The 25,529-nt window shown below is 59.5% G+C and carries 26 protein-coding genes; 12 read left to right on the forward strand and 14 right to left on the reverse strand.

Annotated elements, in window-relative coordinates; genetic code table 11:
• Positions 1–25 precede the first annotated feature (25 nt).
• The 4 genes from budA (at position 26) to INF77_RS19875 (ending at position 3,894) form a co-directional block, all read left to right on the forward strand.
• Positions 26–805 (forward strand): acetolactate decarboxylase, encoded by a 780-nt coding sequence (gene budA / locus INF77_RS19860; RefSeq protein ID WP_028012263.1) that lies wholly within the window; start codon positions 26–28, stop codon positions 803–805.
• Entirely contained in the window at positions 777–2,498 is a 1,722-nt protein-coding gene (gene alsS / locus INF77_RS19865) for an acetolactate synthase AlsS (RefSeq protein WP_206689309.1), read from the forward strand. The genes budA and alsS overlap by 29 nt, the downstream gene beginning before the upstream one ends.
• Positions 2,499–2,518: 20 nt before the next feature.
• Positions 2,519–3,289: a (S)-acetoin forming diacetyl reductase gene (locus tag INF77_RS19870; protein WP_045631532.1), complete on the forward strand. Its 771-nt coding sequence runs from the start codon at positions 2,519–2,521 to the stop codon at positions 3,287–3,289.
• Between the two features lie 131 nt (positions 3,290–3,420).
• Positions 3,421–3,894 (forward strand): cold-shock protein, encoded by a 474-nt coding sequence (locus INF77_RS19875; protein ID WP_045260739.1) that lies wholly within the window; start codon positions 3,421–3,423, stop codon positions 3,892–3,894.
• A gap of 43 nt (positions 3,895–3,937) precedes the next feature.
• On the opposite strand, the gene INF77_RS19880 is transcribed toward INF77_RS19875, so the two are convergent.
• From INF77_RS19880 to INF77_RS19900, 5 genes are all read right to left on the reverse strand, one after another.
• On the reverse strand, positions 3,938–4,642 hold the full coding sequence (locus INF77_RS19880; protein WP_193532197.1) for an ABC transporter ATP-binding protein: 705 nt from the start codon (positions 4,640–4,642) through the stop codon (positions 3,938–3,940).
• Positions 4,629–5,465: an ABC transporter ATP-binding protein gene (locus INF77_RS19885; RefSeq protein WP_047367679.1), complete on the reverse strand. Its 837-nt coding sequence runs from the start codon at positions 5,463–5,465 to the stop codon at positions 4,629–4,631. Before INF77_RS19885 ends, INF77_RS19880 begins: the two co-directional genes overlap by 14 nt.
• A complete protein-coding gene (locus INF77_RS19890) occupies positions 5,458–6,291 on the reverse strand; it encodes an ABC transporter permease (RefSeq protein WP_063438265.1) in 834 nt (277 codons plus the stop codon). The genes INF77_RS19885 and INF77_RS19890 overlap by 8 nt, the downstream gene beginning before the upstream one ends.
• Positions 6,291–7,304, reverse strand: coding sequence for an ABC transporter permease (locus INF77_RS19895; RefSeq protein WP_048961395.1), 1,014 nt, complete (start codon positions 7,302–7,304; stop codon positions 6,291–6,293). Before INF77_RS19895 ends, INF77_RS19890 begins: the two co-directional genes overlap by 1 nt.
• 69 nt (positions 7,305–7,373) lie before the next feature.
• Complete coding sequence (locus INF77_RS19900) at positions 7,374–8,942, reverse strand: ABC transporter substrate-binding protein (protein WP_193532198.1); 1,569 nt, start codon at positions 8,940–8,942, stop codon at positions 7,374–7,376.
• Positions 8,943–9,142: 200 nt separating this feature from the next.
• Between INF77_RS19900 and INF77_RS19905 the strand changes: the two genes are divergently transcribed.
• Positions 9,143–9,841 carry a GNAT family N-acetyltransferase gene (locus INF77_RS19905; RefSeq protein WP_048998934.1) on the forward strand — a complete coding sequence of 233 codons (699 nt, stop codon included), beginning with the start codon at positions 9,143–9,145 and terminating at the stop codon, positions 9,839–9,841.
• Between the two features lie 32 nt (positions 9,842–9,873).
• On the opposite strand, the gene INF77_RS19910 is transcribed toward INF77_RS19905, so the two are convergent.
• The 8 genes from INF77_RS19910 to betI form a co-directional block, all read right to left on the reverse strand.
• Positions 9,874–11,568 carry a thiamine pyrophosphate-binding protein gene (locus INF77_RS19910; RefSeq protein WP_193532199.1) on the reverse strand — a complete coding sequence of 565 codons (1,695 nt, stop codon included), beginning with the start codon at positions 11,566–11,568 and terminating at the stop codon, positions 9,874–9,876.
• A gap of 33 nt (positions 11,569–11,601) precedes the next feature.
• Positions 11,602–12,342 (reverse strand): SDR family oxidoreductase, encoded by a 741-nt coding sequence (locus INF77_RS19915; protein ID WP_028012273.1) that lies wholly within the window; start codon positions 12,340–12,342, stop codon positions 11,602–11,604.
• 271 nt (positions 12,343–12,613) lie between these two features.
• On the reverse strand, positions 12,614–13,261 hold the full coding sequence (locus tag INF77_RS19920) for an anti-sigma factor domain-containing protein (protein WP_028012274.1): 648 nt from the start codon (positions 13,259–13,261) through the stop codon (positions 12,614–12,616).
• A complete protein-coding gene (locus INF77_RS19925) occupies positions 13,258–13,812 on the reverse strand; it encodes an RNA polymerase sigma factor (RefSeq protein ID WP_193532200.1) in 555 nt (184 codons plus the stop codon). The genes INF77_RS19920 and INF77_RS19925 overlap by 4 nt, the downstream gene beginning before the upstream one ends.
• 43 nt (positions 13,813–13,855) lie before the next feature.
• Positions 13,856–14,419 carry a fasciclin domain-containing protein gene (locus tag INF77_RS19930; RefSeq protein ID WP_028012276.1) on the reverse strand — a complete coding sequence of 188 codons (564 nt, stop codon included), beginning with the start codon at positions 14,417–14,419 and terminating at the stop codon, positions 13,856–13,858.
• Between the two features lie 148 nt (positions 14,420–14,567).
• Positions 14,568–16,232: a choline dehydrogenase gene (gene betA / locus INF77_RS19935; RefSeq protein ID WP_041910968.1), complete on the reverse strand. Its 1,665-nt coding sequence runs from the start codon at positions 16,230–16,232 to the stop codon at positions 14,568–14,570.
• A gap of 13 nt (positions 16,233–16,245) precedes the next feature.
• Complete coding sequence (gene betB, locus INF77_RS19940; protein WP_193532201.1) at positions 16,246–17,718, reverse strand: betaine-aldehyde dehydrogenase; 1,473 nt, start codon at positions 17,716–17,718, stop codon at positions 16,246–16,248.
• A 13-nt stretch (positions 17,719–17,731) separates the two neighbouring features.
• Positions 17,732–18,319 (reverse strand): transcriptional regulator BetI, encoded by a 588-nt coding sequence (gene betI / locus INF77_RS19945; RefSeq protein ID WP_023334836.1) that lies wholly within the window; start codon positions 18,317–18,319, stop codon positions 17,732–17,734.
• 128 nt (positions 18,320–18,447) lie between these two features.
• Here betI and betT point away from each other — a divergent pair, with 128 nt between their 5' ends.
• The 7 genes from betT to INF77_RS19980 all read left to right on the forward strand — a co-directional run bounded on the left by betT (position 18,448) and on the right by INF77_RS19980 (position 24,898).
• Positions 18,448–20,481 carry a choline BCCT transporter BetT gene (betT, locus tag INF77_RS19950; RefSeq protein ID WP_192978773.1) on the forward strand — a complete coding sequence of 678 codons (2,034 nt, stop codon included), beginning with the start codon at positions 18,448–18,450 and terminating at the stop codon, positions 20,479–20,481.
• Positions 20,482–20,619: 138 nt separating this feature from the next.
• Positions 20,620–21,006: a type II toxin-antitoxin system RelE/ParE family toxin gene (locus tag INF77_RS19955; protein ID WP_193532233.1), complete on the forward strand. Its 387-nt coding sequence runs from the start codon at positions 20,620–20,622 to the stop codon at positions 21,004–21,006.
• 2 nt (positions 21,007–21,008) lie between these two features.
• The gene (nadS, locus tag INF77_RS19960) at positions 21,009–21,293 is read left to right on the forward strand and encodes a NadS family protein (RefSeq protein ID WP_041910964.1); all 285 of its coding nucleotides are present in this window, start codon (positions 21,009–21,011) and stop codon (positions 21,291–21,293) included.
• 203 nt (positions 21,294–21,496) lie between these two features.
• Positions 21,497–22,408 (forward strand): metal ABC transporter substrate-binding protein, encoded by a 912-nt coding sequence (locus INF77_RS19965; RefSeq protein WP_193532202.1) that lies wholly within the window; start codon positions 21,497–21,499, stop codon positions 22,406–22,408.
• Positions 22,409–22,410: 2 nt separating this feature from the next.
• Complete coding sequence (locus INF77_RS19970; protein ID WP_028012282.1) at positions 22,411–23,217, forward strand: manganese/iron ABC transporter ATP-binding protein; 807 nt, start codon at positions 22,411–22,413, stop codon at positions 23,215–23,217.
• Positions 23,214–24,062, forward strand: coding sequence for an iron/manganese ABC transporter permease subunit SitC (gene sitC / locus INF77_RS19975; RefSeq protein WP_048959550.1), 849 nt, complete (start codon positions 23,214–23,216; stop codon positions 24,060–24,062). Before INF77_RS19970 ends, sitC begins: the two co-directional genes overlap by 4 nt.
• Positions 24,059–24,898: a metal ABC transporter permease gene (locus tag INF77_RS19980; RefSeq protein ID WP_193532203.1), complete on the forward strand. Its 840-nt coding sequence runs from the start codon at positions 24,059–24,061 to the stop codon at positions 24,896–24,898. The genes sitC and INF77_RS19980 overlap by 4 nt, the downstream gene beginning before the upstream one ends.
• Here INF77_RS19980 and entD read toward each other — a convergent pair.
• Positions 24,834–25,523: an enterobactin synthase subunit EntD gene (gene entD, locus INF77_RS19985; RefSeq protein WP_193532204.1), complete on the reverse strand. Its 690-nt coding sequence runs from the start codon at positions 25,521–25,523 to the stop codon at positions 24,834–24,836. The two genes, INF77_RS19980 and entD, sit on opposite strands and share 65 nt — an antisense overlap.
• Positions 25,524–25,529: the final 6 nt, after the last annotated feature.

Raw genomic sequence — 25,529 nt, forward strand, 5'->3', positions numbered from 1 at the left:
AATAAAGTTGAAGAGGACGAGCATGATGATGCATTCATCTGCATGCGACTGTGAGGCGAGTTTATGCGAGACCCTGCGCGGGTTCTCGGCTCAACATCCTGACAGCGTGATCTATCAGACATCGCTAATGAGCGCCCTGCTAAGCGGCGTCTACGAAGGGGAGACCACCATCGCCGACCTGCTGGCACACGGCGATTTTGGCCTCGGCACCTTTAACGAGCTGGACGGCGAAATGATTGCCTTCAGCAGCCAGGTATACCAGCTGCGCGCCGACGGCAGCGCCCGGGCCGCGAAGCCGGAGCAAAAAACCCCGTTCGCGGTGATGACCTGGTTCCAGCCGCAGTACCGCAAAACCTTCGACGGGCCGGTCAGCCGTCAGCAGATCCACGACGTGATCGACCAGCAGATCCCCTCCGACAACCTGTTCTGCGCGCTGCGCATCGACGGCAATTTCCGCCACGCGCACACCCGCACCGTACCGCGCCAGACGCCGCCGTACCGGGCGATGACCGATGTGCTGGACGACCAGCCGGTGTTCCGCTTTAACCAGCGCGAGGGCGTGCTGGTGGGGTTCCGCACGCCGCAGCATATGCAGGGGATAAACGTGGCGGGCTATCACGAACACTTCATCACCGACGACCGACAGGGCGGCGGCCATCTGCTCGACTACCAGCTGGAGAGCGGTGTGCTCACCTTCGGTGAAATTCACAAGCTGATGATTGACCTGCCCGCCGACAGCGCGTTTTTACAGGCCAACCTGCACCCTAGCAACCTTGATGCGGCTATCCGCGCCGTCGAAAACTAACAGGAGAACTACCGTGAACAGTGAGAAACAGTCACGTCAGTGGGCGCACGGCGCCGATATGGTTGTCGGCCAGCTGGAAGCGCAGGGCGTGAAGCAGGTGTTCGGGATCCCGGGGGCAAAAATCGACAAGGTTTTTGACTCCCTGCTGGACTCCTCCATCGAGATCATTCCCGTACGCCACGAGGCCAACGCGGCGTTTATGGCGGCGGCAGTGGGGCGTCTGACCGGCAAAGCCGGGGTGGCGCTGGTCACCTCCGGACCGGGCTGTTCGAACCTGATCACCGGTATTGCCACCGCCAACAGCGAAGGCGACCCGGTGGTAGCGCTGGGTGGGGCGGTGAAGCGGGCAGATAAAGCGAAGCTGGTGCATCAGAGCATGGACACCGTCGCGATGTTCAGCCCGGTGACGAAATACGCCGTGGAAGTGAACTCCCCGGACGCGATTGCTGAGGTGGTGTCCAACGCGTTTCGCGCCGCCGAGCACGGCAGGCCGGGCGGGGCGTTTGTCAGCCTGCCGCAGGATATTGTCGACCAGCCCACCACGGGGGCGATTTTGCCCGCCAGCGGTCCCGCGCTGATGGGGCCGGCACCGGAATCCGCCATTAACGACGTGGCGAAGCTTATCGAAAAGGCCAAAAACCCGGTCATCTTACTCGGCCTGATGGCCAGCCAGCCCGCCAACAGCGCCGCGCTGCGCAAGCTGCTGGAGAAAAGCCGTATCCCGGTCACCAGCACCTACCAGGCCGCCGGGGCTGTCAATCAGGAACACTTCACCCGCTTTGCCGGACGCGTCGGCCTGTTTAACAACCAGGCGGGCGACCGGCTGCTGCATCTGGCGGATCTGATTATCTGCATCGGCTACAGCCCGGTGGAGTACGAGCCTTCTATGTGGAACAGCGGCGACGCGACGCTGGTGCACATCGATGTGCTGCCCGCCTATGAGGAGCGCAAGTATGTTCCCGATCTGGAGCTGGTGGGGGATATCGCCGCCACGCTGAACCTGCTCGCCAGCCGCATTGAGCACAAGCTTGAACTGAGCCAGCGCGCCTCGGAAATTCTGGTCGATCGCCAGCATCAGCGGGACCTCCTCGACCGCCGCGGCGCATCGCTTAACCAGTTTGCCCTGCATCCGCTGCGCATCGTGCGCGCCATGCAGGACATCGTGAACAACGACGTGACGCTTACCGTCGATATGGGCAGCTTCCACATCTGGATCGCCCGCTACCTCTACAGCTTCCGCGCGCGTCAGGTGATGATCTCCAACGGTCAGCAGACCATGGGCGTGGCGCTCCCGTGGGCGATTGGCGCGTGGCTGGTCAACCCGGGCCGCAAGGTGGTGTCGGTCTCCGGCGACGGCGGCTTTTTGCAGTCGAGCATGGAGCTGGAAACCGCCGTACGCCTCAACGCCAACGTGCTGCACATCATCTGGGTGGATAACGCCTACAACATGGTTGCCATTCAGGAAGAGAAAAAATACCAGCGTCTTTCCGGCGTCGAGTTCGGCCCGGTCGACTTCAAAGCCTATGCCGATGCGTTCGGCGCAAAAGGTTTTGCCGTCGAGAGTGCCGACGCGCTCGAACCGACGCTGCGTGCCGCAATGGATGTCGATGGCCCGGCCGTGGTGGCCATTCCCGTCGACTACAGCGATAACCCGCTGCTGATGGGCCAGCTCCATCTCAGCCAGATTTTGTGAATCAACATAAGGACAGAGAAATGCAAAAAGTGGCTCTCGTAACCGGCTCAGGCCAGGGGATTGGCAAAGCGATCGCGCTTCGTCTGGTGAAGGATGGTTTTGCCGTCGCTATCGCCGATTACAACGAAGAGACGGCGAAAGCGGTTGCCGATGAAATCACCCGCAGCGGCGGGAAGGCCGTCGCCGTGAAGGTCGACGTCTCTGACCGCGAGCAGGTGTTTGCGGCCGTGGAGAAAGCCCGCACCGAACTGGGCGGCTTCAACGTTATCGTCAACAACGCCGGGGTGGCGCCGTCCACGCCGATCGAATCCATCACGCCGGAGATTGTCGACAAGGTCTACAACATTAACGTGAAAGGGGTGATCTGGGGCATTCAGGCCGCGATTGACGCGTTCCGCAAAGAGGGACACGGCGGCAAAATCATCAACGCCTGCTCACAGGCGGGGCATACCGGCAACCCGGAGCTGGCCGTCTACAGTTCCAGTAAATTTGCGGTGCGCGGTTTAACCCAGACCGCCGCACGGGATCTTGCTCCGCTGGGGATTACCGTTAACGCCTACTGCCCGGGCATCGTGAAAACGCCGATGTGGGCGGAGATCGACCGTCAGGTCTCCGAGGCGGCGGGTAAACCGCTCGGCTACGGGACCGAGACCTTTGCCAAACGCATCACGCTTGGCCGCCTGTCCGAACCGGAAGATGTTGCCGCCTGCGTTTCATATCTTGCGGGGCCAGACTCTGACTATATGACCGGCCAGTCTCTGCTCATCGATGGTGGGATGGTGTTCAACTAAATTCTAATAAGCTCTGACATGAGTTTTCCCCTGCCCCCGTGCAGGGGCTTTTTTTTGTCTCCTCCGCCATTGTGCATTACACTGCGCGCTGCAAAACTTTAGTCATTACGATCTGACAGGCGGTAACAGCGATGAACGGTACAATCACAACGTGGTTTAAAGATAAAGGCTTTGGATTTATCAAAGATGAAAACGGCGACAACCGCTATTTTCATGTGATTAAGGTCGCGAACCCCGATCTGATTAAAAAAGACGCTGCGGTGACCTTCGAGCCAACCACCAACACCAAAGGCCTTTCCGCGTATGCGGTGAAGGTGATCCCCGAAAGTAAGCACCTCTATATTGCAGGCGAGCGCGTGAAGCTCACCTCGATCAAATCCTTCGTGGTATTCAGCGAAGAAGAGCCCGTTGAGACCAAAATCGACAAAGAGAACGCGGTGCTGTCGGTGGGTCTGCTGATGAACAGCATCAAACCAAAATCCGACAAGAAGCCGGGCGAAATGCGTACGGTGAAGAAGCTGGCGATCACCACCTTCCAGAACACGACGATGATCTTTACCGAAGATGAAATCGACATCGACGCGACGGTTAAGCTGCTGAAGTAATTTTATGCCGGGTGGCGGCGATGCCTTGCCCGGCCTGCAAAACTTAACCCATTCTGTGCTCGCCCCGTAACATCGCCTCACGGTCAAACACCTTCTGGATCGCCCCGTGCGCCATAAACGCTGCCCGGTCGGACATATGGGCAATCACGTCCGCGTCGTGGCTCACCAGCAGATAGGTCATCTCATGCTCGGCCTTCAGGCGGTTAAGCAGGTTCAGGATTTCCGCCTGCACCGACATATCCAGCGCCGAGGTCGGTTCATCCAGCAGCAGAAGCTGCGGGCGCAGCAGCAGCGCCCGGGCAATGGCAACGCGCTGGCGCTGGCCGCCGGAAAGCTGGTGCGGGTAGCGCCTGCCCGCGTCGGCGGAAAGCCCCACCTCGTGCAGCGCATTGGCCACCTTTTCCGCAACCTGCGTTTCGCCGTGTAGGCTTAACGGCTCCGACAGGGTGCGCGCAATGGTGTGGTTTGGATGCAGCGAGGCCCACGGATCCTGAAACACCATCTGCACGTTGCGGCGAAGCTTGCCTTCAAAGCGGCGCCCTGGCGTTAACGTTTCCCCCAGCAGGGCAATACTGCCGCGCCACTCGCGCTGTAGCCCTGCCAGCACGCGCAGAAGGGTCGATTTGCCGCAGCCGGATTCGCCAATCAGGCTGAACGTCTCGCCTCTCTCTATGCTAAAGCTGGCGGCAGAGACCGCCGTTTTTTCCCCGAAGGTGACCTGCACCTGGTTAACCTCAACGAGCGCCATCGCTGGCCTCCTTCCACGGCTGCGAACGATCGAGCGTCGGCAGCATCTGTCCATAAGTATGGGCGTCTGGACGACAGGTCCACAGGGTGCGCGTGTACGGATGCGTCGCCTGCGGGAGCCGGTTCGCCGCCATCTCATCGACCTTTTCACCCTGATACATCACCAGCACGCGGTCGCAGTGCTCCGCCACCAGCGGCAGATCGTGGCTGATTAACAGCATCGCCATCTGGCGTTCTTCGCACTGCTGTACCAGCAGCTCGAGGATCTGGTTGCGCAGGCGGGCGTCCAGCGCGGAGGTCGGTTCGTCGGCAATCAGCACCTGCGGATTGTTGATCAGCGCAATCGCAATCATCACCCGCTGGCCCATGCCCCCGGAAAGCTCGCCGGGATAGCGTGACAGCACGTTCTCGTTCAGCCCGACGGCGCGGATGATGTCGTGAATGCGCGCCGCACGCTCCGGGCGCGTCAGGCGCTGATGCAGCGTGAGCGCCTCATCAAGCTGGGCTGCGACGCTTTTCACGGGGTTTAGGGCGTAGCGCGGGTCCTGCAGGACCATCGCAATCCCGTTGCCGCGCAGCGCCTGCCAGCGGCGGGCGTTCAGGGTCAGCAGATCGTTGCCAAGCACGTTGAGCCGGTTCGCGCTCACGATACCGGGTTTACGCACCAGACCCATCAGGGCGCGGGCGGACATCGACTTACCGGAGCCGGATTCCCCCACCAGCGCCAGCCGTTCGTTGCCAAGCCGAAAGCTCAGGTTGTTGACCACGCGCGCGGCGGGGTAGTCGATATTCAGCGCATCGACGATAACGCGGTGTTCAGTCATGCTGTGGCTCCAGTACGTCGCGCAGGCCATCGCCCAGCAGGTTAAACGCCAGGCTGGCAAACAGGATGGCACCGCCCGGAATGGCGGCAATCCACCACTGGTCAAAAATCACCTGCATGCCGTCGGCAATCATCGCCCCCCATTCGGCCATGGGCGGACGCGCACCAAGGCCGAGGAAGCCGAGACCGGCGGCGGCCAGAATAATCCCCGCCAGATCCAGCGCCAGCCGCACAATCGCGGACGGCAGGCACAGGGGCAGAATATGGCCGACCAGCAGGCGCAGGCCGCGGATCCCCATCATCTCCGCGGCGGCCAGATAATCGCTGTGGCGCAGACGCTGAATCTCGCTCCGCGCCTGACGCGCGTAGGCGGGCCAGGTCGTTAAGGCCAGCGCCAGCGCGCCGTTGACCAGCCCCGGGCCAAGCATCGCCACAAACGCGAAGGCGAGGATCAGGCGCGGCATCGACATCACCACGTCGGTAAAGCGCATCAGGATACGCTCCACCCAGCCGCCGTAGTAGCCGGACAAAATGCCCACCAGCAGCCCGGCGGGCAGGGTAATGACCGTCACCAGGGCCACCAGCCCGAGCGCCGGACGGGTGCCGTAAATCAGGCGCGAGAGCAGATCGCGCCCGTAGCTGTCGGTGCCCAGCCAGTGCCGGGCGCCAGGTGCCTCCAGGCGCGCGGCAGCGTCCTGCCAGTTCGGATCAACCGGCGCCAGCCAGGGCGCGAACAGGGCAATAAACACCAGCAGCGCGAGGCCAGTCAGTCCGCAAACGGCGGCAGGGGAGCGGCGCAGGCGGCGTAAGAAGAGATAAAACGGCATCAGCGCACCCTGGGATCGGTCGCCCGCACAAGCAGGTCGGTAAGGTTATTGATCAGCACAAAGCAGACGCCAATCAGCAGCGTACCGCCCATAACCGCGGTCGTGTCTCCGGCGAACAGGGCGGTGGTGAGATATCGTCCAATGCCCGGCCACGAGAACACGGTTTCGGTTAATACCGCCCCTTCCAGCATGCTGGTATAGGCCAGGGCGATCACCGTCAGTAGGGTGCTGCGAATGTTCGGCAGCACGTGGCGCAGCAGAATGGCCATCTCCCCGGCACCCTTGGCGCGGGCAAGCAGGATGTACTCCTTGTTCATTTCGCTGAGGCAGGCCGAGCGGGTCAGACGGGTAATGCTTGCCAGCGAGTAATAGGCCAGCAGCAGCACCGGCAGCACCAGGTGGCTGATGGCGTTGCGGAATGCCTCGCGATCGCCGGAAAGCCAGGTGTCTATCAGCGCAAAGCCGGTGCGCGGCTCGACGGTGAACTGCCAGATATCATCCAGCCTGCCGGGGCCCACGCTCCACTGCAGCTTCGCGTAGAACAGGGCCAGCATCAGCAGGCCAAGCCAGAAAATCGGCACCGAGTTGCCGAGCAGGGTGAGCGTTCTGATCGCGACATCGAGCGGCGAACCGGCGTAGCGGGCGCACAGCACCCCGGCCGTCACGCCGAGCACGGACCCAATGATTAACGCCAACGTCGCCAGCTCCAGCGTAGCGGGGAAGGCGTGCAGCAGATCCTGCAGCACCGGCTGCCCGGTGGCGCTGGCGGTGCCTAAATCACCGTGGGCGAGATTTTGCAGATAGTGCCAGAACTGCACGGGTAGGGGACGATCCAGCCCGAGCTGGTGGCGAACCTGATCGTACGTTGACTGGCTGGCGTGATCCCCGACGATCTGCAGCACGCGATCGACCGGGGAAAACGCCGAAAGCGCAAACGTGACGAGCAGCAGCCCGAAGAGCGTCAGCAGCAGGGTCAGCAGACCCTGAAGCACGCGGGTGGAAAGATGCGGCATGGGAAATCGTTATCCAGAAAATATGCACGGACGACCCCCTCTCCCACGGGAGAGGGAGAAGGACAAGGGCTACTTCGTGACGCGATCGTACCAGACCATATCCGCGTTCAGTCCCTGCTGATATCCCTTCACGTTATCGCGCACCGCGATCTGGGTTTTGCCCTGATCGACGAACACGTACGGCGAGCTCTGCTGCAGCTGTTCCTGCATCTTCTTGTACAGATCCAGACGCTTCGCCGGATCCGGTTCGGCAACCGCCGCCAGCGTGGCCTTGTTCAGCTCCGGGATTTTCCAGCCGTTCAGACCGGCCACGGTGCTGGACTTCCCGTCGTTCCACGCGAAGGCGCTGGCGTTTGAGTGCGCATCGAAGTAGTCCGGGATCCACAGACGAATCGCCGCCTGATGCTGCTTAGCGCGCACGCGGGCATAGACCTGGCTCCCGGCGGCAGGCAGCAGATCCACCTTCACGCCACCCTGAGCAAAGCTCGCCTGCATCGACTGGGCAATAGTGATAAACGGCGGCTTGTTCTCCACGTCCAGCGTGAAGTGCGCGTCCTTAATGCCCGCTTTGGCGAGGATTGCCTTCGCTTTTGCCGGGGCAAATTTAAACGGATTGTCTTCCAGCGCGCCCGGCAGGCCGACAGGCAGGAAGCTCTGGTGAACAAAATACTGGCCTTTCAGCAGGTTTTTAGTGATGCCGTCATAGTCGACCAGCCAGCGCGACGCTTCCCAGAACGCCGGGTTGTTCAGCAGCGGATTGGCGCTGTTGCCGGTGTTAAACACCAGGTAATTCTGCTCGGCGGACGGAATGCTCAGCACCTTCACGCCCGGCTTGCCGTCCAGGGCGCTAATCTGGTCTGCACCCAGATCGCGCGCCACGTCCGCATCCCCCTGCTGGATCAGCAGGCGGCGTGAAGCCGGATCGGGAACGTTCTTAATGATGATGCTTTTCAGCTTCGGCGCGCCGCCGGGGGCGGAATCGTTGGCTTCCAGCACGATGGCCTGATGCGGCTGATAGACGCGCATTTTGAACGCGCCGCTGCCCGCAGAGTGCATTTTCAGCCACGCGTTGCCGAAGTCATTATCCTTCACGTTCGCGGCAACCTCTTTTTCATCGACGATAGAGGCTATCGGCGTGGAGAGAATATTCAGCGCCACCGAGGGGCTAACGTCCGCCGTCCAGTGAAGCTGGAGGGTATGATCGTCCACCTTTTTCAGCTGGCTGGCGATGTTGCTCGCGTCCCAGCCCAGCACGTTGAGGATAAAGGCCGGGGATTTGTTCAGCGTCACGGCGCGGGTATAAGAGAAAATCACGTCTTCCGGACGCAGCGGGTTGCCGGAGGCGAATTTTGCATCGGGTTTAAGCTTGATGGTCAGGGTTTTTGCTGCTGCATCCGCGTCCCAGCTTTCTGCCAGAACCGGCGTGATTTTTTCCGGATTATCGCGGTCCGGCTGCACCAGACGCTGGTACAGGCTCGGCACGGTCTGGACGCTGGAGAGCTCGTTGGCTTCGGCCGGGTCGAGGCTCACGATGTCATCAAGACCCTGAGCAACCACCAGCGTCGTCGGCGGCGTAGCGGCGTGGGTAGCGCCTGAGAGCGCAGCCAGCATCAGTAACGGCAACAGTTTTTTTGTCATAGCGATCCCTGAGAAGAATATATTGTGATTGTTTTATGCTCCGCTACGTTAGGTCGACTCCACATTTCTTCAAAGTCGAAATTCTGCTTTGCTTATGCCATGCGGATATATCGCATGCGGCCTGGTTATTAAACGCCTCTCTTTTCGCCGCCCTTTTAACCTGCTATAACAAAATCCTTACCTTTCAGGGAGTCACCCCCGTGCCCGAAATCAATCAATATGGTCAAACCGTTAACGATCTCGTCCCGGACTGGAAGTGCGCGCAGGTATTAACCCGCACGGCGCTGACCGGGCAGTATTGCCGTCTTGAGCCGCTGGACGCCGGGCGTCACGCGGCGGATCTCTTTGAGGCCTACGCGCTGGGCGACGACAGCGACTGGACGTGGCTTGCCAGCACCCGGCCTGAAAGCGTGGAAGCCACCGCACACTGGGTGTCCGGAAAGGTGATGGATGATGATCTGGTGCCCTTCGCCGTGATGGATTTACGCACTGAAAAGGCGGTCGGGCTGGTGAGCTATATGGCGATCGAGCGCTTTCAGGGCTCGGTGGAGATCGGCCACGTCACCTGGTCGCGCAGGATGAAAGGCACCCGCATCGGCACCGAGGCGGTGTGGCTGCTGCTGAAAAACGCCTTTGACCACAAATACCGACGGCTGGAGTGGAAGTGCGACTCGATGAATACCGCATCGCGCAGCGCCGCGGAGCGGCTTGGATTCGTCTGGGAAGGGCGCTTACGCCAGCGGCTGGTGCGGAAAGGCCGCAACCGCGACAGCGATATGCTTTCTATTATTGATGGCGAATGGCCGCAAAGAGACGCGGAGCTGCGCGCCTGGCTGGCGGCGGCGAATTTTGACGAGGAAGGACGGCAAATAAAGCGGCTTGAGGCGTTTCGGTTATAAGTTTTTATGTAGGGTACAGCCCAACCACGCGGCTAATCCGCGGAAATAGCGATTTCAATCAGGTTGGTTTTTCCGGACTGCAGGCCGCGCGTTACCGCTTCGGCGATATCCGCTGCCTCGGTCACCCGGCAGCAGTGGACGCCCATGGCGGTGGCCAGCGACTGAAAATCGATATGCGGGTTCACGAGGTCCATTCCGATAAAACGGCCCAGCCGCGTTGAGCTGTAGTCGGCCTGGCTCTTCATAAAGTTTTTCAGGATGTTGTACTCCCTGTTATTCATGACGATAAAGGTGACCGGCAGATTTTCGTGTGCTGCCGTCCAGAGTGCCTGCGGCGAGTACAGGGAGGCCCCGTCGCCGATCAGGCAGACCACCGGCTCCTGTCCGCGTCCCAGCGAATGCCCCACGGAGGCAGGCATCCCCCAGCCCAGTCCGCCGCCGCGCATAAAGTAGTAGCGCTGATGCTGCTGGTCAGAGATGAACCGGCGGACATGCCTGGCGGTCGCTATCGCTTCATCAACGATGGTGGTACCCGCCGGAATGGAGCGGATGACCTCCCAGGCTGCGACCATCGGCGAAATATGCGGGCGCAGCCGCTCTGCCGACAGACGTTCTTCCTGCTGCTGCCACTCTTTTTCACGTTCGCTGAGTGCCGTTTTAAGCAACTGCTGATGGATCAGTTTGCCTGCCACCAGACGTTGCTCAAGCAGCGGTAAGAGCGCCTTCAGGGAAAGTTTGATATCCCCCATCACCGAGAGTCGGGTGGCATAGGTGCGACCCAGCTCGTTCATGTCGGCGGAGAGCTGGTAGACAGCGCACGAGCCCGGAATCGCGTCCCCTTCGCTGTAGAGAATGGTCATCAGGCTTCTGCCGCCGATGATAAATACGGCATCGTAGGCATTGATGACGCTGGCGATTTCGCTGGCGGTGGTGGGCATATTGCCCCGCCAGAGCGCGTGCTGGGTGGGAAATGGCAAATTCAGCGGCCAGGAGGAGCCGTAGACGTGGGCGCCGAGCGCTTCCGCCAGCTGGACAATCTCCTGCGTCGAGCCGCTGGAGTGCACCTCGTCGCCCGCCACAATCATGATCCTGCCCGGCGCGATCTCGCTGAGCGCCTCCGCCAGCTCGTCCAGCGAGCCCGCAACGGTGTGGTAGTTTACTCTCGACGCCGTCTGTATCCCGGCGTCGCTCAGCTCTTCCATCACGTTCATCGGCAGGGAGAGCAGCACCGGGCCGCCAGGAGGATAGCTGGCAGCGTGAAACGCGCGGCGCACCAGCACCGGGAGCTGGTCGGCGCTGGTGACCTCCTGCGCCCACTTCATGACTGGAGAGCCGATGGAAACAATATCATCATACAGAAGCGGGTCGCGGACGTAGTGTCGCGTATCCTGCTGTCCAACGGTCACCACCAGCGGGGTTTTCATAATCCGCGAATTAATGAGATTCCCCATACCGTGCCCAAGGCCGCTGGCGGTATGCAAATTGATAAAGCCCGTTTTGCCGGAGGCTTTCGCATAGCCGTCGGCAATCGCCACCACGGTGCTCTCCTGAAGCGCCAGAATATAGTGAATATTTTCATGGCGAAGCAGGGCATCAATGAGCGGAAGTTCGGTGGTGCCGGGGTTGCCAAAAATATATTCCACGCCTTCACTCTCCAGCACTTCAAGAAGAATATCGGCACCCGTTCGCATATTGAGATCTGATAAGGACGTTAATGATTTAATCATAATGACACCTCATTCAGCATTATTTAACGCAGGCTAAAATTCTTCCTGCGTTGGACGCACAACAATTTCATTAATATCAACGTCGCCAGGCTGTTCTATGGCAAATAAAACCGCGCGGGCAATTGCGTCAGCCGGAATAGCCTGCTTATAAAACTCATGGAGAAATTTTTTACTCTCTTCGTCAGAGCTGCCGAATTGCAGTTCGCTTTCGACGGCACCGGGCGAAATAAGCGTCGTGCGGATAGTTTTACCTGCCTCCTGACGTAAGCCTTCGCTCAGCGCGCGGACGGCGAATTTCGTGGCGCTATACACCACGCCGCCAGGGGCCAGCACCTTGATGCCCGCAACGGAGGCAACGTTAATAAAATGCCCGCTGCCCTGACGCTGGAACACCGGGAGCGCGGCAGCGATGCCGTACAGCACGCCCTTCAGATTGGTATCAATCATCTTGTCCCATTCGTCGGTTTTCAGCTCGCTAAGGGGGGCGATAGCCATAAAGCCCGCGTTATTGATCACCACATCCACGCGCTGGTATGCGGCAACGGCAGCGTCAATGGCGCGCTGCACCTCTTCCTGACGGGTCACGTCAGCCTTTACGGCAATCGCCTTGCCGCCCTGTTGAATAATCTGATCCACCAGGGCATTAATTCTGTCCAGACGGCGCGCCACCAGCACCAGCGAAAACGCGTTATTCGCTAAATGGAGGGCAATGGCCTGACCAATACCGCTGCTGGCACCGGTGATGACAACCACCTTGTTTGCACTAATATTCATGATCTTATCTCGCTATTGAGTGATGCAAAAAATAAAAGGCAGAGAAGCGTTAATGAATAATGACAAATTCATTAATGCGGTTTTTGATATATTCTGTATCGGGAATAAAATGATGTTCGTTTAAAACTTAATGGAGTACGGAAGCGTCTGTCAATGTCGTTTTTTAATAATTAAATTAATTGCAGGCCTAATATTTAATTCTTATAGGTAACCGAGAATATTATATAAATAAAAAGGGGACGATGACGGCCCTGCAAACAGGGCCTGAGGATTACAGTTTGCCACTGTAAAGCACCGGGCCTGTGGGGAGGCCGGTGGGCGATCCGCCCTCTGGTTCAAGGCTTATGGCTATCGTGGCGTCAGCAGGGAGCGTTGCGTTCCTGAGGGTGACGCGTGTGGGGATGTCGTTATGCAGCAGCCCCATGGATACCGGCGCCTGCCCGCCTGGGATCAGCCAAAGCTGCAGGCTGTGTTGCGCGGCGACAGCTGTCGGTCGAAGCGGGGCAATGCTCAGGTGCTGGCGGCTGGCGTCCGCGCTGACGACCCACTGCCCGTGCTGTTGGGCATCGTTGAGTACCATCAGCGGAGCGAGTTCCGGGGCTCGGGTGGCATACCAGGCAACGACCGTCAGGGCGGCGAGTGAGGCCGCAACCATCCAGCCGAGATAAGGCCGACTTTGGCGTAAAGGCTTTTTGGGCGGCAGGTCGAGGGCGATTCTTTTCCACACCGTCTCGGGTGGAGGGACGGGCACAAGATGACTATCCAGCGTGCTGAACATGTCCTGCCAGTACGCCACGCGGGCGGCCAGAGCCGGTTCACGGAGGACCCTTTTCTGGAACTGAAGCCGTGCTCCTCCCCGCAGCGTGCCGAGGGCATACTCTGCTGCCAGCATGTCGTCGCGTTTTTCTGCGTCATTCATAGCCCCACGCACTCCCGAAGATGGTCCATTGCCCGACGTATCCAGCTTTTCACCGAGCCTACAGGCTGCTGCAGCCAGTCGGCAATGTCGCTGTGAGACATTCCCTGATAGTAGGCGAGCGTAATGCTCTGGCGCTGCTCGCTGCTCAAATGTTCGAGACAATGCCTAAGACGCTCTGCCTGCGCATCGTCGTGCCAGTTATTCTGCTCATCGTTCTCGCTGGGCATAAGCGCTTCGTTATACGGCGACTCGCGTTCGGCAGCGCGGGTTTGCCCGCTGCGCAGCCAGTCAATACAGCGATTGCGAACAACATGCGTAAGCCAGGTCATCGGGGTGCTCAGTGCAGCGTTGTAGGTTTCGGCTTTACTCCAGACGGTGATAAAACAGTCGTGAAGGATCTCTTCTGCCCACGCGCGGTCGCGCAGCATGCGCAGCGCGACGGCAAACAGGTGTGGCGATGTGAGTCGATAGAGTTGTTCAAATGCGCGGCGATCGCCGTTTGCGACCGCCTGCATTAATTTCTGCTGCTGTTCTGTCAGCGCGTTATCCATGTTTTTCCCGGAAGGTAACGTCACACTTCCGAAGTATAGACAACTACTTAGGCATCAGGACGGTATCAATTACATCGATCACGCCGTTTTTTTGATGAACGTCATAGGTGCTAATGTTCGCCACATTGCCTTTACCATCCTTAAGCTGAATGTTGTGCGGGCCGTTGCTCATGATCCACAGTGGCTGACCGTTAACGGTCTTCAACTCCGCGTGTCCGCCGCCCTGTTTAATTTTCTGCTCCAGCGCCTTCATATCGTAATTACCGGCAACCACGTGATAGGTGAGGATGCTGGTGAGCGTGGCTTTGTTTTCGGGTTTGACCAGGTTCTCGACCGTGCCGGCAGGCAATTTCGCAAACGCCGCATTGGTCGGCGCAAATACGGTGAATGGCCCTTTGCTCTGAAGCGTCTCCACCAGTCCAGCCGCTTTGACGGCGGCCACCAGCGTGGTGTGATCTTTCGAGTTCACGGCGTTTTCAACGATATTTTTGCTCGGGAACATTTCGGCTCCGCCTACCATCACGGAGCCTGACGTCATGGCGGCTGATGTGCCTGCACAGAAGAGTAAAGCGCTGGTGACGAGTGCAACACGGGTTAGCTTTTTCATCATCTTTCCTCGGTTTGGGGAGCAAAGGGATTGCTCACATATGCATATACGAGGGGAGGGGGTGAACTGGATGCAGGAAAATAAAAATAAATTTTGGGTGGGAAGCCCTCTCCCGTATGGAAGAGGGCCAGGGGGAGGGGAAATATCCTCAGCGCCTGACCGGCGCCCCGTTGGCCACATAATACGCGGCCGTACTTTTTGCCAGCGGCTCGCGCCCGCGAATCGCATCAGCAATTTTCTCGCCGATCATAATCGTGGTGGCGTTCAGGTTGCCGGTAATAATCTGCGGCATGATCGACGCATCCACCACGCGTAATCCTTCCAGCCCGTGAACGCGGCCTTCACCGTCAACCACCGCCATCTCGTCATAGCCCATTTTGCAGGTGCCGCACGGATGGAACGCGGTTTCGGCATGGTTACGCACGAACTCGTCCAGCTGTTCGTCGGTCTGGCATTCGACGCCCGGGCTGATTTCACGACCGCGGTATTTGTCCAGCGCCGGCTGGTGCATGATCTCGCGGGTGATGCGGATCGCGTCGCGAAACTCCTGCCAGTCCTGCTCGTGGGACATATAGTTGAACAGGATCGCCGGATGCTGGTGCGGATCGCGCGACTGGATGCGCACGTGTCCACGGCTCGGGGAGCGCATGGAGCCGACGTGGCACTGGAAGCCGTGCTCTTTCACCGCGTTCGAGCCGTTGTAGTTAATCGCTACCGGCAGGAAGTGGTACTGAATGTTCGGCCATTCGAACTCCTCGCGGCTGCGGATAAATCCGCCCGCTTCGAAGTGGTTGCTCGCACCCACGCCGGTGCCACCAAACAGCCACTCCGCGCCAATCTTCGGCTGGTTCCACCACTGCAGGGCAGGGTAGAGGGAAACCGGCTCCTTACATTCATACTGGAGGTACATCTCCAGATGATCCTGCAAGTTTTCTCCCACGCCGGGTAAATCATGCACCAGCGGGATATCGAACTGCTTCAGCAATTCAGCATTGCCCACGCCGGAACGCTGGAGGATCTGCGGTGACGCAATGGCGCCTGCGCACAGGAGGACTTCTTTATTCGCCGTCGCTTTTGACGGAATGGTGCTTTCGCCTTCCAGCCATTCAACGCCCGCCGCGCGCTTGCCGTCAAAAATAATGCGATCGGTCATGGCGTGGGTGCGGATAGTCAGGTTAGGACGCGGTTTTGCCTGGTCCAGATAGCCGCGCGCGGTGCTGGCGCGTCGGCCCTGCGGCGTGACCGTGCGGTCCATCGGGCCGAAGCCTTCCTGCTGGTAGCCGTTGAGATCGTCGGTGCGCGGATAGCCCGCCTGCACGCCTGCTTCCACCATTGCTTCAAACAGCGGATTTACGCCCGGCTTAGAGGTGGTGACGCTCACCGGACCGTCGCCGCCGTGGTAGTCATTCGGCCCCACGTCGCGGGTCTCTGCCTTGCGGTAGTAGGGCAGGCAGTTGAGGTAGCTCCAGTGCTCCAGACCCGGTTCTTTCGCCCAGTTGTCCAGATCCATCGCGTTGCCGCGCACGTAGCACATGCCGTTGATCAGCGACGAGCCGCCCAGCCCTTTGCCGCGTCCGCACTCCATGCGGCGGTTGTTCATGAAGGGTTCTGGCTCGGTTTCGTACGCCCAGTTGTAGCGCTTGCCCTGCAGCGGGAACGCCAGCGCGGCAGGCATCTGGGTGCGGAAATCAAAGCGGTAGTCCGGCCCGCCCGCCTCAAGCAGCAGGACGGTGGTGTTCGGATCTTCAGTCAGTCGTGTAGCCAGTACGTTGCCGGCAGAGCCGGCCCCGATAATGATGTAGTCAAATTGCAAATAAACCTCCCGGTTAAAATATGGACTGGAATTTACCCATCTCAACCTGGATGGACTTCACCTGGGTGTAGCTCTGAAGCGTCATCACGCCGTTCTCGCGGCCAATGCCGGAGTGCTTGTAGCCGCCAACCGGCATCTCCGCGGCGGATTCACCCCAGGTGTTGATCCAGCAGATGCCCGCTTCAAGCTGATGAATGGCGCCGTGCGCGCGGTTCAGATCGGCGGTGACGATGCCCGCCGCCAGACCGTAGTCGGTGTCGTTGGCGCGGCGAATGGCTTCTTCATCGCTTTCATAGGTGAGGATGGACATCACCGGGCCGAAGATCTCTTCGCGCACGATGGTCATCTCGTCGGTGCAGTCGGTGAACACGGTCGGGGCCACCCACGCGCCGTTATCAAACCCGTCGCCCTTCAGCACGTCGCCGCCGCACAGCACGCGCGCGCCTTCTTCTTTGCCTTTGGCGATGTAGCGCATCACGCTGTCGCGATGCGGGAAGCTGACCATCGGGCCAAAGTTGGTGCTTTCATCGAACAGATCGCCTGCGCGGATGCGGCCCACGCGCTCAACGATTTTTTGCTCAAACGCGGCCTTAGATTTTGCAGGCACGAACACGCGGGTGCCGTTGGTGCACACCTGTCCGGAACTGAAAAAGTTGGCCATCATGGCGATGTCTGCGGCGAGATCGAGGTCCGCATCGTCAAACACAATCAGCGGGGATTTGCCGCCCAGCTCCATCGTCACCTCCTTCAGGGACGAGGCTGCGGAGTTAGCCATCACCTTTTTGCCGCTGGCGACGCCGCCGGTGAAGGAGACTTTGGCAATGCCCGGATGCTCGGTCAGGTACTGACCGGTTTCCGCGCCCACGCCCGGCAGGACGTTAAACACGCCGTCCGGGAGGCCCGCCTCGGTGTAGATTTCCGCCAGCTTCAGGGCGGTGAGCGGAGTGACCTCGCTCGGCTTGAAGATCATCGCGTTGCCCGCCGCCAGCGCCGGGGCGGATTTCCACAGGGCGATCTGGATCGGGTAGTTCCACGCGCCGATGCCCGCCACCACGCCCAGCGGCTCGCGGCGCGTGTAGACAAATGAGGTGTCGCGCAGCGGGATCTGGCTGCCTTCCAGCGCCGGGATCAGCCCCGCGTAGTACTCCAGCACGTCCGCGCCGGTGACGATGTCGACGGTCGAGGTTTCAGAAAACGCCTTACCGGTGTCGAGGGTTTCCAGCTTTGCCAGCTCGTCGTTGCGCTCGCGCAGGATGTCGACGGCGCGACGCAGGATGCGCGAGCGCTCCATGGCGGTCATCGCCGCCCAGATTTTTTGCCCGCGCGTTGCGCTCTCTACGGCGCGGTCCACGTCTTCACGCCCGGCGGCCTGCACGCTCGCCAGAACTTCACCGTTGGCCGGGTTGATGGTCTCGAAGGTGCGACCGCTGGTGGCGGATGTATAACCACCATTGATATAAAGCTGCTGTTCTGCCATTCGGGACATGCTTCCTCCTCGGTTATTCGGTCGGTAAATGCTGGCTGATAAAGTGGCTGGTAAGCGATTGCGCGAGGGTTTTGTCCAGCGGTTTGCCGCTGAGCGCGGCGCGCAGCCACAGCCCGTCGATCAGCGCCGCCAGCCCGTAGCCCGCCTCTTCAGCCTGTTCACGCGGCAGCTCGCGGCGGAACTCGTACACCAGATTTGAGAGCAACCGGCGGCTGCTGACCTGCTGCAAACGGTAGAGCATCGGCTGATGCATGCTGCTCGCCCAGAAGGCCAGCCAGGCCTTCATCGCCGCGCCGCTGACCTGGGTTTCATCAAAATTGCCGCCGACAATCGCCTGCAAACGCTGCTCCGCGCTGCCGTTCGGCAGGGCGCGTAAGCGGCTTAATACCGCATCGCGCAGCTGGCCGGTGATGTCGCGCATGGTCGCTTCCAGCAGGCCGTTTTTATCTTTGAAATAATGGCTGATGATCCCCGTGGACACGCCCGCCCGACGGGCGATCTGCGCAATGGTTGCGTCATGCATGCCCACTTCATTAATTGCTTCCAGCGTGGCGTCGATAAGCTGCCTGCGCCGGATCGGCTGCATCCCCACTTTGGGCATTTTTGCCACTCCATTCATCAGCGTTGGTAATCTATTAAAACGGTTTTTGATTGGACGTTCAATATAAAATGTGTCTTAATTGTTGCGATTTTGGATTTCAATAGTTACAAAAACAGTGGGGATACTGGATGACAGACCTTTCACAAGACAGAGAAAAAGACAAAATCAACCCGGTCGTTTTTTATACGTCCGCCGGGCTGATTTTGTTGTTTTCCCTGACAACCATTTTCTTTAACGATTTTTCTGCCGAGTGGATTGGCCGCACCCTGAACTGGGTGTCGAAGACCTTCGGCTGGTACTACCTGCTGGCGGCGACGCTCTATATCGTCTTCGTGGTCTGCATTGCCTGCTCGCGCTTCGGCTCGGTGAAGCTCGGGCCAGAGCAGTCCAAGCCCGAGTTCAGCCTGCTGAGCTGGGCGGCGATGCTGTTTGCCGCGGGCATCGGCATCGACCTGATGTTCTTCTCGGTAGCTGAGCCGGTCACGCAGTATATGCAGCCGCCGGAAGGGGCGGGGCAGACGATGGAGGCCGCACGCCAGGCGATGGTCTGGACGCTGTTCCACTACGGCCTGACGGGCTGGTCGATGTATGCCCTGATGGGCATGGCGCTCGGATACTTTAGCTATCGTTATAATTTGCCTCTCACCATCCGCTCCGCGCTGTACCCGATTTTCGGGAAAAGAATTAACGGCCCGATTGGCCACAGCGTCGATATTGCGGCGGTAATTGGCACCATCTTCGGCATCGCGACGACGCTCGGCATTGGCGTGGTCCAGCTCAACTACGGGCTAAGCGTGCTGTTTGATATCCCGGATTCGATGGCGGCTAAAGCGGCGCTGATTGCGCTCTCGGTGATTATCGCCACCATTTCGGTGACCTCCGGCGTGGATAAGGGCATCCGCGTGCTCTCTGAGCTGAACGTGGCGCTGGCGCTGGGCCTGATCCTGTTCGTGCTGTTTATGGGCGACACGTCGTTCCTGCTCAACGCCCTGGTGCTGAACGTGGGCGACTACGTGAACCGCTTCATGGGCATGACGCTGAACAGCTTCGCCTTTGACCGCCCGGTGGAGTGGATGAACAACTGGACCCTGTTCTTCTGGGCGTGGTGGGTCGCATGGTCGCCGTTTGTTGGCCTGTTCCTGGCGCGTATTTCGCGTGGGCGCACCATTCGTCAGTTTGTGATGGGCACCCTGATCATCCCGTTCACCTTTACCCTGCTGTGGCTGTCGATTTTCGGCAACAGCGCGCTGCACGAGATCATCCACGGCAACGCAACCTTTGCCCAGGAAGCGATGGCGCACCCGGAGCGCGGCTTCTACAGCCTGCTGGCGCAGTATCCGGCGTTCACCTTTAGCGCCTCCGTGGCGACCATCACCGGCCTGCTGTTTTACGTCACTTCAGCGGATTCCGGCGCGCTGGTGCTGGGGAACTTCACCTCGAAGCTGAAGGACATCAACAGCGACGCGCCAAACTGGCTGCGCATCTTCTGGTCGGTCGCCATCGGCCTGCTGACGCTCGGCATGCTGATGACCAACGGCATTTCGGCGCTGCAGAACACCACGGTGATCATGGGCCTGCCGTTCAGCTTTGTTATCTTCTTCGTGATGGCCGGGCTGTATAAATCGCTCAAGGTGGAAGACTATCGACGCGTCAGCGCCAGCCGCGACACCGCGCCGCGGCCAATGGGCGCTCAGGACAGGCTGAGCTGGAAGAAACGCCTGTCGCGCCTGATGAACTACCCGGGCACGCGCTACACCAAACAGATGATGGAGACGGTCTGCTTCCCGGCGATGGAAGAGGTGGCGCAGGAGCTGAAGCTGCGCGGCGCCTACGTGGAGCTGAAAAACCTGCCGCCGGAAGAGGGCGAAAATCTGGGACATCTGGATCTGCTGGTGCACATGGGCGACGAGCAGAACTTTGTCTACCAGATCTGGCCGCAGCAGTATTCGGTACCTGGCTTTACCTACCGGGCGCGCAGCGGGAAATCAACCTACTACCGGCTGGAAACCTTCTTACTGGAGGGTAGCCAGGGGAATGATTTGATGGATTACAGCAAGGAGCAGGTGATTACGGACATTCTGGACCAGTATGAACGGCACCTGAACTTTATCCACCTGCACCGGGAAGCGCCGGGGAATAGCGTGATGTTCCCGGATGTCTAAACGGATTCTTAAAATACCTTTAAGCTGTATATAAATACAGTTATTTGGCGCAGCATTACTCAAGGAAGAGTAACCATGCAGCATGAGCCTGGTGTTGAAGCATTCGGGCTTTTGCTGCGTTTAGGGAAGGAACTATGGATGAGTCATGCGATAGAGTTTATCGAAACATCACTCTTTACCCGACAGATTAAAAGCATTGCTACGGATGATGAATTAAAGGATCTGCAAAAGGAACTTATTGCGTGGCCTGAAAAAGGTGACCTGATCCAGCAGACGGGTGGTTTACGTAAAATAAGGATGGCGGCAGCCTCAAAGGGAAAGAGAGGGGGTATCAGAGTGATTTACTTTCTGGCCACGGAGGAGGTGATCTATTTCATTATGGCCTATCCAAAATGCATAAAGGACAGCCTGACAGAGGCAGAGAAAGCAGAACTTAAAAAGCTGACTTCCATTCTGAAAAATACTGCTTCCAGTGCCGTAAATGAGAGGTGTACTATGTACCCTAATCAGGCAGGTGGAGGCTAATAATGAGTATTTTTAATGAATTAAAATCTTCGCTTGAAGAGGCCGTTGAGATCCATAACGGAAGAAAAGCCGCTTCCCGAGTAACCCGCTATGAAGTTGCTGATGTGCGTGCCATCAGAGAGCAGCTCAATATCACGCAAAGCGAAATGGCGAAGGCGCTTGGCACGAGCGTCGATACGATAAAGAGCTGGGAGTCCAAACGCCGCAATCCAACCGGGCTGGCGGCGAAGGTACTTAATGTGATTCGGGAGAATCCTGCATTTTACAAGGCACTTGCCGGGCTGTGAGTCGCCCTTATGCCGGGTGGCGCTGCGCTTACCCGGCCTTCACAACTGCTTTTCCGTAGACCTGATAAGCGAAGCGCCGTCAGGCCCGCCCTTCATTGACATAACTTTAATGATAACTATTTTCATTTAAATATAGCCTGTGCTATACCTTATAGCACAGGCTAATTTTGCTTTGAATTTCACCACCTCAGGAGACTTCTGCGATGCACCCACGGCAAGGATTAAAGCGTCTGTTGCTCGGCGCGCTGCTCACGGCTACGACCAGCACGGGCGCGCTGGCGGCTGAAAAGTTCCAGGTCATCACCACCTTTACCGTCATCGCGGATATGGCGAAAAACGTGGCGGGGGATGCCGCGGAAGTCACCTCCATCACAAAACCGGGCGCTGAAATCCACGAGTACCAGCCGACGCCGGGGGATATCAAGCGCGCGCAAAAGGCGCAGCTGATCCTTGCGAACGGCATGAACCTGGAGCTGTGGTTCCAGCGTTTTTATCAGCATCTGAACGGCGTGCCGGAGGTGATTGTCACCCAGGGCATCACCCCGATGGGCATCAGCGAGGGGCCGTACGACGGCAAGCCTAACCCGCACGCGTGGATGTCGCCGGACAACGCGCTGATTTACGTAGATAACATCCGCGACGCGCTGGTGAAGTACGACCCGGCCAACGCGCAGGTCTACCAACGCAACGCTGAGGCCTACAAGCAGAAGATCGTCGCGACCCTCGAACCGCTGCGCAAGCAGGTGGCGGCCATCCCGGAAGACAAACGCTGGATGGTGACCAGCGAGGGCGCCTTCTCCTATCTTGCGCGGGATCTGGGCATGAAGGAACTTTACCTGTGGCCGATCAACGCCGATCGGCAGGGGACGCCGCAGCAGGTGCGCAAGGTGATCGATCTGGTGAAGAAATATCGCATCCCGGCGGTATTCAGCGAAAGCACGGTCTCCGATAAGCCAGCGCGTCAGGTGGCGCGGGAAACCGGCGCCCACTACGGCGGCGTGCTGTACGTTGACTCCCTGAGTGCGGAAAACGGCCCGGTGCCGACCTATATCGACCTGCTGAACGTGACCACCCGCACGCTGGTGCAGGGCATTCGCGACGGCATGAAGGAGTGATCATGCAAAAGGGGATTGTCGTCACGGACGTGACCGTGACCTACCGCAACGGCCACACGGCGCTGCGCAATGCGTCGTTCAGCGTGCCCGGCGGATCGATTGCCGCGCTGGTGGGGGTGAACGGCTCCGGCAAGTCCACGCTGTTTAAGGCGGTGATGGGCTTTGTGCGGGCGGCGAGCGGCACTATCACCCTCCATGGGCTGCCGCCTCACCGGGCGCTGCGCCAGAACCTGGTCGCCTACGTGCCGCAGTCGGAAGAGGTCGACTGGTCGTTTCCGGTGCTGGTCGAGGACGTGGTGATGATGGGGCGCTACGGGCATATGGGATTTCTGCGGCGGCCTAAAGCGCAGGATCGGCAGATCGTGACCGACGCCCTGAAGCGCGTGGATATGCTTGAGCTGCGCCATCGGCAGATTGGCGAGCTGTCCGGCGGGCAAAAGAAGCGCGTCTTCCTGGCGCGGGCGATTGCCCAGCAGGGCGAGGTGATCCTGCTCGACGAGCCGTTTACCGGCGTGGACGTTAAAACCGAAGCCAGAATCATCAGCCTGCTGCGCGAGTTGCGCGACGAGGGCAAAACCATGCTGGTTTCGACCCACAATTTGGGCTCGGTCACGGAGTTTTGCGATTACACGGTGATGGTCAAAGGCACCGTGCTGGCGAGCGGTCCGACGGAAACCACCTTCACCGCCGAAAACCTTGAGCGCGCCTTCAGCGGCGTGCTGCGCCACGTGGTGCTCAGCGGCTCGGAAGATCGCATCATTACCGACGATGAGCGACCCTTCGTGACGCACCGGCAGGAGGCCAAATGAACGCGCTTCTCGAACCCTTCGGCTATGAGTACATGCTTAACGCGATGTGGGTCTCGGCGATGGTGGGTGGGCTGTGCGCGTTTCTCTCCTGCTACCTGATGCTCAAAGGCTGGTCGCTGATCGGCGATGCGCTCTCGCACTCCATCGTGCCGGGCGTGGCGGGGGCTTACATGCTCGGGCTGCCGTTCTCGCTGGGGGCGTTTTTATCGGGCGGGCTGGCGGCGGGCAGCATGCTGTTTCTCAACCAGCGCAGCCGCCTGAAGGAGGATGCCATTATCGGGCTGATCTTCTCCTCCTTTTTCGGGCTGGGGCTGTTTATGGTCTCGCTTAACCCGACCTCGGTAAATATTCAGACCATCGTGCTCGGCAATATTCTGGCTATCGCCCCAGAGGATATCGTCCAGCTGGCGATTATCGGCGTGGTGTCGATGGTTATCCTGCTGTTCAAATGGAAAGATCTGATGGTGACCTTTTTTGATGAGAACCACGCCCGCGCCATCGGCCTGCGCCCGGAGCGCCTGAAGATCCTGTTCTTCACGCTGCTGGCGGTCTCTACCGTGGCGGCGCTGCAAACCGTCGGCGCATTTCTGGTGATCTGTCTGGTGGTCACACCCGGCGCGACCGCGTGGCTGCTGACCGACCGTTTCCCGCGTCTGCTGATGATTGCCGTCGCCATTGGCAGCCTCACCAGCTTCCTCGGCGCGTGGGCTAGCTATTACCTGGACGGCGCCACCGGCGGCATTATTGTGGTCGCCCAGACGCTGCTGTTCCTGCTGGCGTTCGTCTTTGCGCCGAAGCACGGGCTGCTCGCCAGCCGTCGTCGCGCGAAGGAGGCACACCCATGATGGCGCTGCTCCTTGAACCCTTCCAGTTTGCGTTCATGAACAACGCGCTGCTGATTTCACTTCTGGTAGCCGTGCCCTGCGCGCTGCTGTCGGTTTTTCTGGTGCTCAAAGGTTGGGCGCTGATGGGCGATGCCATGAGCCACGCGGTGTTTCCCGGCGTGGTGCTGGCGTGGGTGATGGGCCTGCCGCTGGCGCTGGGCGCGTTCGTTGCCGGTCTGTTTTGCGCGGTCGCCACCGGCTACCTCAAGGACAATAGCCGGATCAAGCAGGATACGGTGATGGGGATCGTCTTTTCCGGGATGTTCGCCGCCGGGCTGATCCTCTATATCGCCGTCAAACCCGAGGTGCATCTCGACCACATTCTGTTCGGCGATATGCTGGGCATTAACGGGATGGATATTCTGCAAAGCGGCCTCGTGGCGGGCCTGATTGCGCTGGTGATTGGCCTCAAGTGGCGCGACTTCCTGCTCTTCAGCTTTGACTATCAGCAGGCCCAGGCGAGCGGCCTGCGCGCCCGCTGGCTGCACTATGGCCTGCTGTGCATGGTCGCGCTGACCATCGTGGCGACGCTGAAGGCGGTGGGAATTATTCTGTCGATTTCGCTGCTGATTGCCCCCGGCGCGGTGGCGGTGCTGATCGCCCGACGCTTTCACATGGCGCTGCTGGTGGCAGTGGCGGTATCAGTACTGGTGTCGGTCAGCGGCGTGTATGCCTCGTTTTATCTCGACAGCGCACCCGCGCCGACCATTGTGGTCCTGTTCGCGGTGGTGTTTATCGTGACGTTTGTGGTGACCAGCGTGAAGGCGCGTCGGCAGGAACGTGTGACAGCAGGGTGATCGCCTGCTCACCGCGCAGTTGCCAGTGCAGGGTGAAGGCGGTGCCTTCGTTAAAGCCTGACAGTTGACGGGTCAATGCCAGCGTGAGCGTGTTATCGTCGAGCAGGGTGACGCGCGCGCTGTCAAACCCCATGTAAGCCTGCACCTGCGGAAAGAGGGCCTTAAACAGGCTCTCTTTGGCGCTGAAAACCAGCGTCAGGGCGAGGGCGAACGGGTATCCCGAGTGGGAAAGCACACGCTCTTCCTGGGCATCTATAATGCCATCTTTGATTTCCCTTGCTTCATTTTCGGCGAGGATCGCTTCACTATCGATACCGATAAGCGCAGGGTATGGCGCGACGACAGCCATCGCCTCCGTGCCGCTGTGGGTGATGCTGCCGGAAATTCCGTCCGGCCAGAGCGGTTCCCCGCTGGGGCCGATGGCGGGAACGGTGTGGTCAGGCAAGGCGTGCGCGGCGGCGATGCGTCCTGCCAGATGGTCAGCCTTGCGTTTACGTCCGGCGTCAGCGAGCTGGGCGTGATGGGGGAGCCAGAGGAGATCGGCGTCGGTGAAGGTGGCGGGGTCGAAGGTGATGCGGTGGAGGGTGAGGCCGGCGAGAGAAAATGTGCTGTGGGTGGTGTGCATGGTTTT

The sequence above is a fragment of the Enterobacter cloacae complex sp. P1B genome (genome assembly GCF_014982345.1).
Taxonomy (GTDB): domain Bacteria; phylum Pseudomonadota; class Gammaproteobacteria; order Enterobacterales; family Enterobacteriaceae; genus Enterobacter; species Enterobacter bugandensis.

What these genes read in the sequence shown, in the direction of transcription:
- alsS (WP_206689309.1), top strand. Translation starts at nt 777, where the DNA reads ATGCGGCTATCCGCGCCGTCGAAAACTAACAGGAGAACTACCGTGAAC.
- betI (WP_023334836.1), bottom strand. Translation starts at nt 18,319, where the DNA reads ATGCCCAAAGTGGGGATGCAGCCGATCCGGCGCAGGCAGCTTATCGAC.
- betB (WP_193532201.1), bottom strand. Translation starts at nt 17,718, where the DNA reads ATGTCCCGAATGGCAGAACAGCAGCTTTATATCAATGGTGGTTATACA.
- INF77_RS19875 (WP_045260739.1), top strand. Translation starts at nt 3,421, where the DNA reads ATGAACGGTACAATCACAACGTGGTTTAAAGATAAAGGCTTTGGATTT.
- INF77_RS19915 (WP_028012273.1), bottom strand. Translation starts at nt 12,342, where the DNA reads ATGAATATTAGTGCAAACAAGGTGGTTGTCATCACCGGTGCCAGCAGC.
- INF77_RS19895 (WP_048961395.1), bottom strand. Translation starts at nt 7,304, where the DNA reads ATGCCGCATCTTTCCACCCGCGTGCTTCAGGGTCTGCTGACCCTGCTG.
- INF77_RS19910 (WP_193532199.1), bottom strand. Translation starts at nt 11,568, where the DNA reads ATGATTAAATCATTAACGTCCTTATCAGATCTCAATATGCGAACGGGT.
- budA (WP_028012263.1), top strand. Translation starts at nt 26, where the DNA reads ATGATGCATTCATCTGCATGCGACTGTGAGGCGAGTTTATGCGAGACC.
- betT (WP_192978773.1), top strand. Translation starts at nt 18,448, where the DNA reads ATGACAGACCTTTCACAAGACAGAGAAAAAGACAAAATCAACCCGGTC.
- INF77_RS19885 (WP_047367679.1), bottom strand. Translation starts at nt 5,465, where the DNA reads ATGACTGAACACCGCGTTATCGTCGATGCGCTGAATATCGACTACCCC.
- INF77_RS19955 (WP_193532233.1), top strand. Translation starts at nt 20,620, where the DNA reads ATGAGTCATGCGATAGAGTTTATCGAAACATCACTCTTTACCCGACAG.
- INF77_RS19970 (WP_028012282.1), top strand. Translation starts at nt 22,411, where the DNA reads ATGCAAAAGGGGATTGTCGTCACGGACGTGACCGTGACCTACCGCAAC.
- INF77_RS19890 (WP_063438265.1), bottom strand. Translation starts at nt 6,291, where the DNA reads ATGCCGTTTTATCTCTTCTTACGCCGCCTGCGCCGCTCCCCTGCCGCC.
- INF77_RS19870 (WP_045631532.1), top strand. Translation starts at nt 2,519, where the DNA reads ATGCAAAAAGTGGCTCTCGTAACCGGCTCAGGCCAGGGGATTGGCAAA.
- INF77_RS19920 (WP_028012274.1), bottom strand. Translation starts at nt 13,261, where the DNA reads ATGAATGACGCAGAAAAACGCGACGACATGCTGGCAGCAGAGTATGCC.
- INF77_RS19880 (WP_193532197.1), bottom strand. Translation starts at nt 4,642, where the DNA reads ATGGCGCTCGTTGAGGTTAACCAGGTGCAGGTCACCTTCGGGGAAAAA.
- INF77_RS19925 (WP_193532200.1), bottom strand. Translation starts at nt 13,812, where the DNA reads ATGGATAACGCGCTGACAGAACAGCAGCAGAAATTAATGCAGGCGGTC.
- sitC (WP_048959550.1), top strand. Translation starts at nt 23,214, where the DNA reads ATGAACGCGCTTCTCGAACCCTTCGGCTATGAGTACATGCTTAACGCG.
- INF77_RS19930 (WP_028012276.1), bottom strand. Translation starts at nt 14,419, where the DNA reads ATGAAAAAGCTAACCCGTGTTGCACTCGTCACCAGCGCTTTACTCTTC.
- nadS (WP_041910964.1), top strand. Translation starts at nt 21,009, where the DNA reads ATGAGTATTTTTAATGAATTAAAATCTTCGCTTGAAGAGGCCGTTGAG.
- INF77_RS19980 (WP_193532203.1), top strand. Translation starts at nt 24,059, where the DNA reads ATGATGGCGCTGCTCCTTGAACCCTTCCAGTTTGCGTTCATGAACAAC.
- INF77_RS19900 (WP_193532198.1), bottom strand. Translation starts at nt 8,942, where the DNA reads ATGACAAAAAAACTGTTGCCGTTACTGATGCTGGCTGCGCTCTCAGGC.
- entD (WP_193532204.1), bottom strand. Translation starts at nt 25,523, where the DNA reads ATGCACACCACCCACAGCACATTTTCTCTCGCCGGCCTCACCCTCCAC.
- INF77_RS19965 (WP_193532202.1), top strand. Translation starts at nt 21,497, where the DNA reads ATGCACCCACGGCAAGGATTAAAGCGTCTGTTGCTCGGCGCGCTGCTC.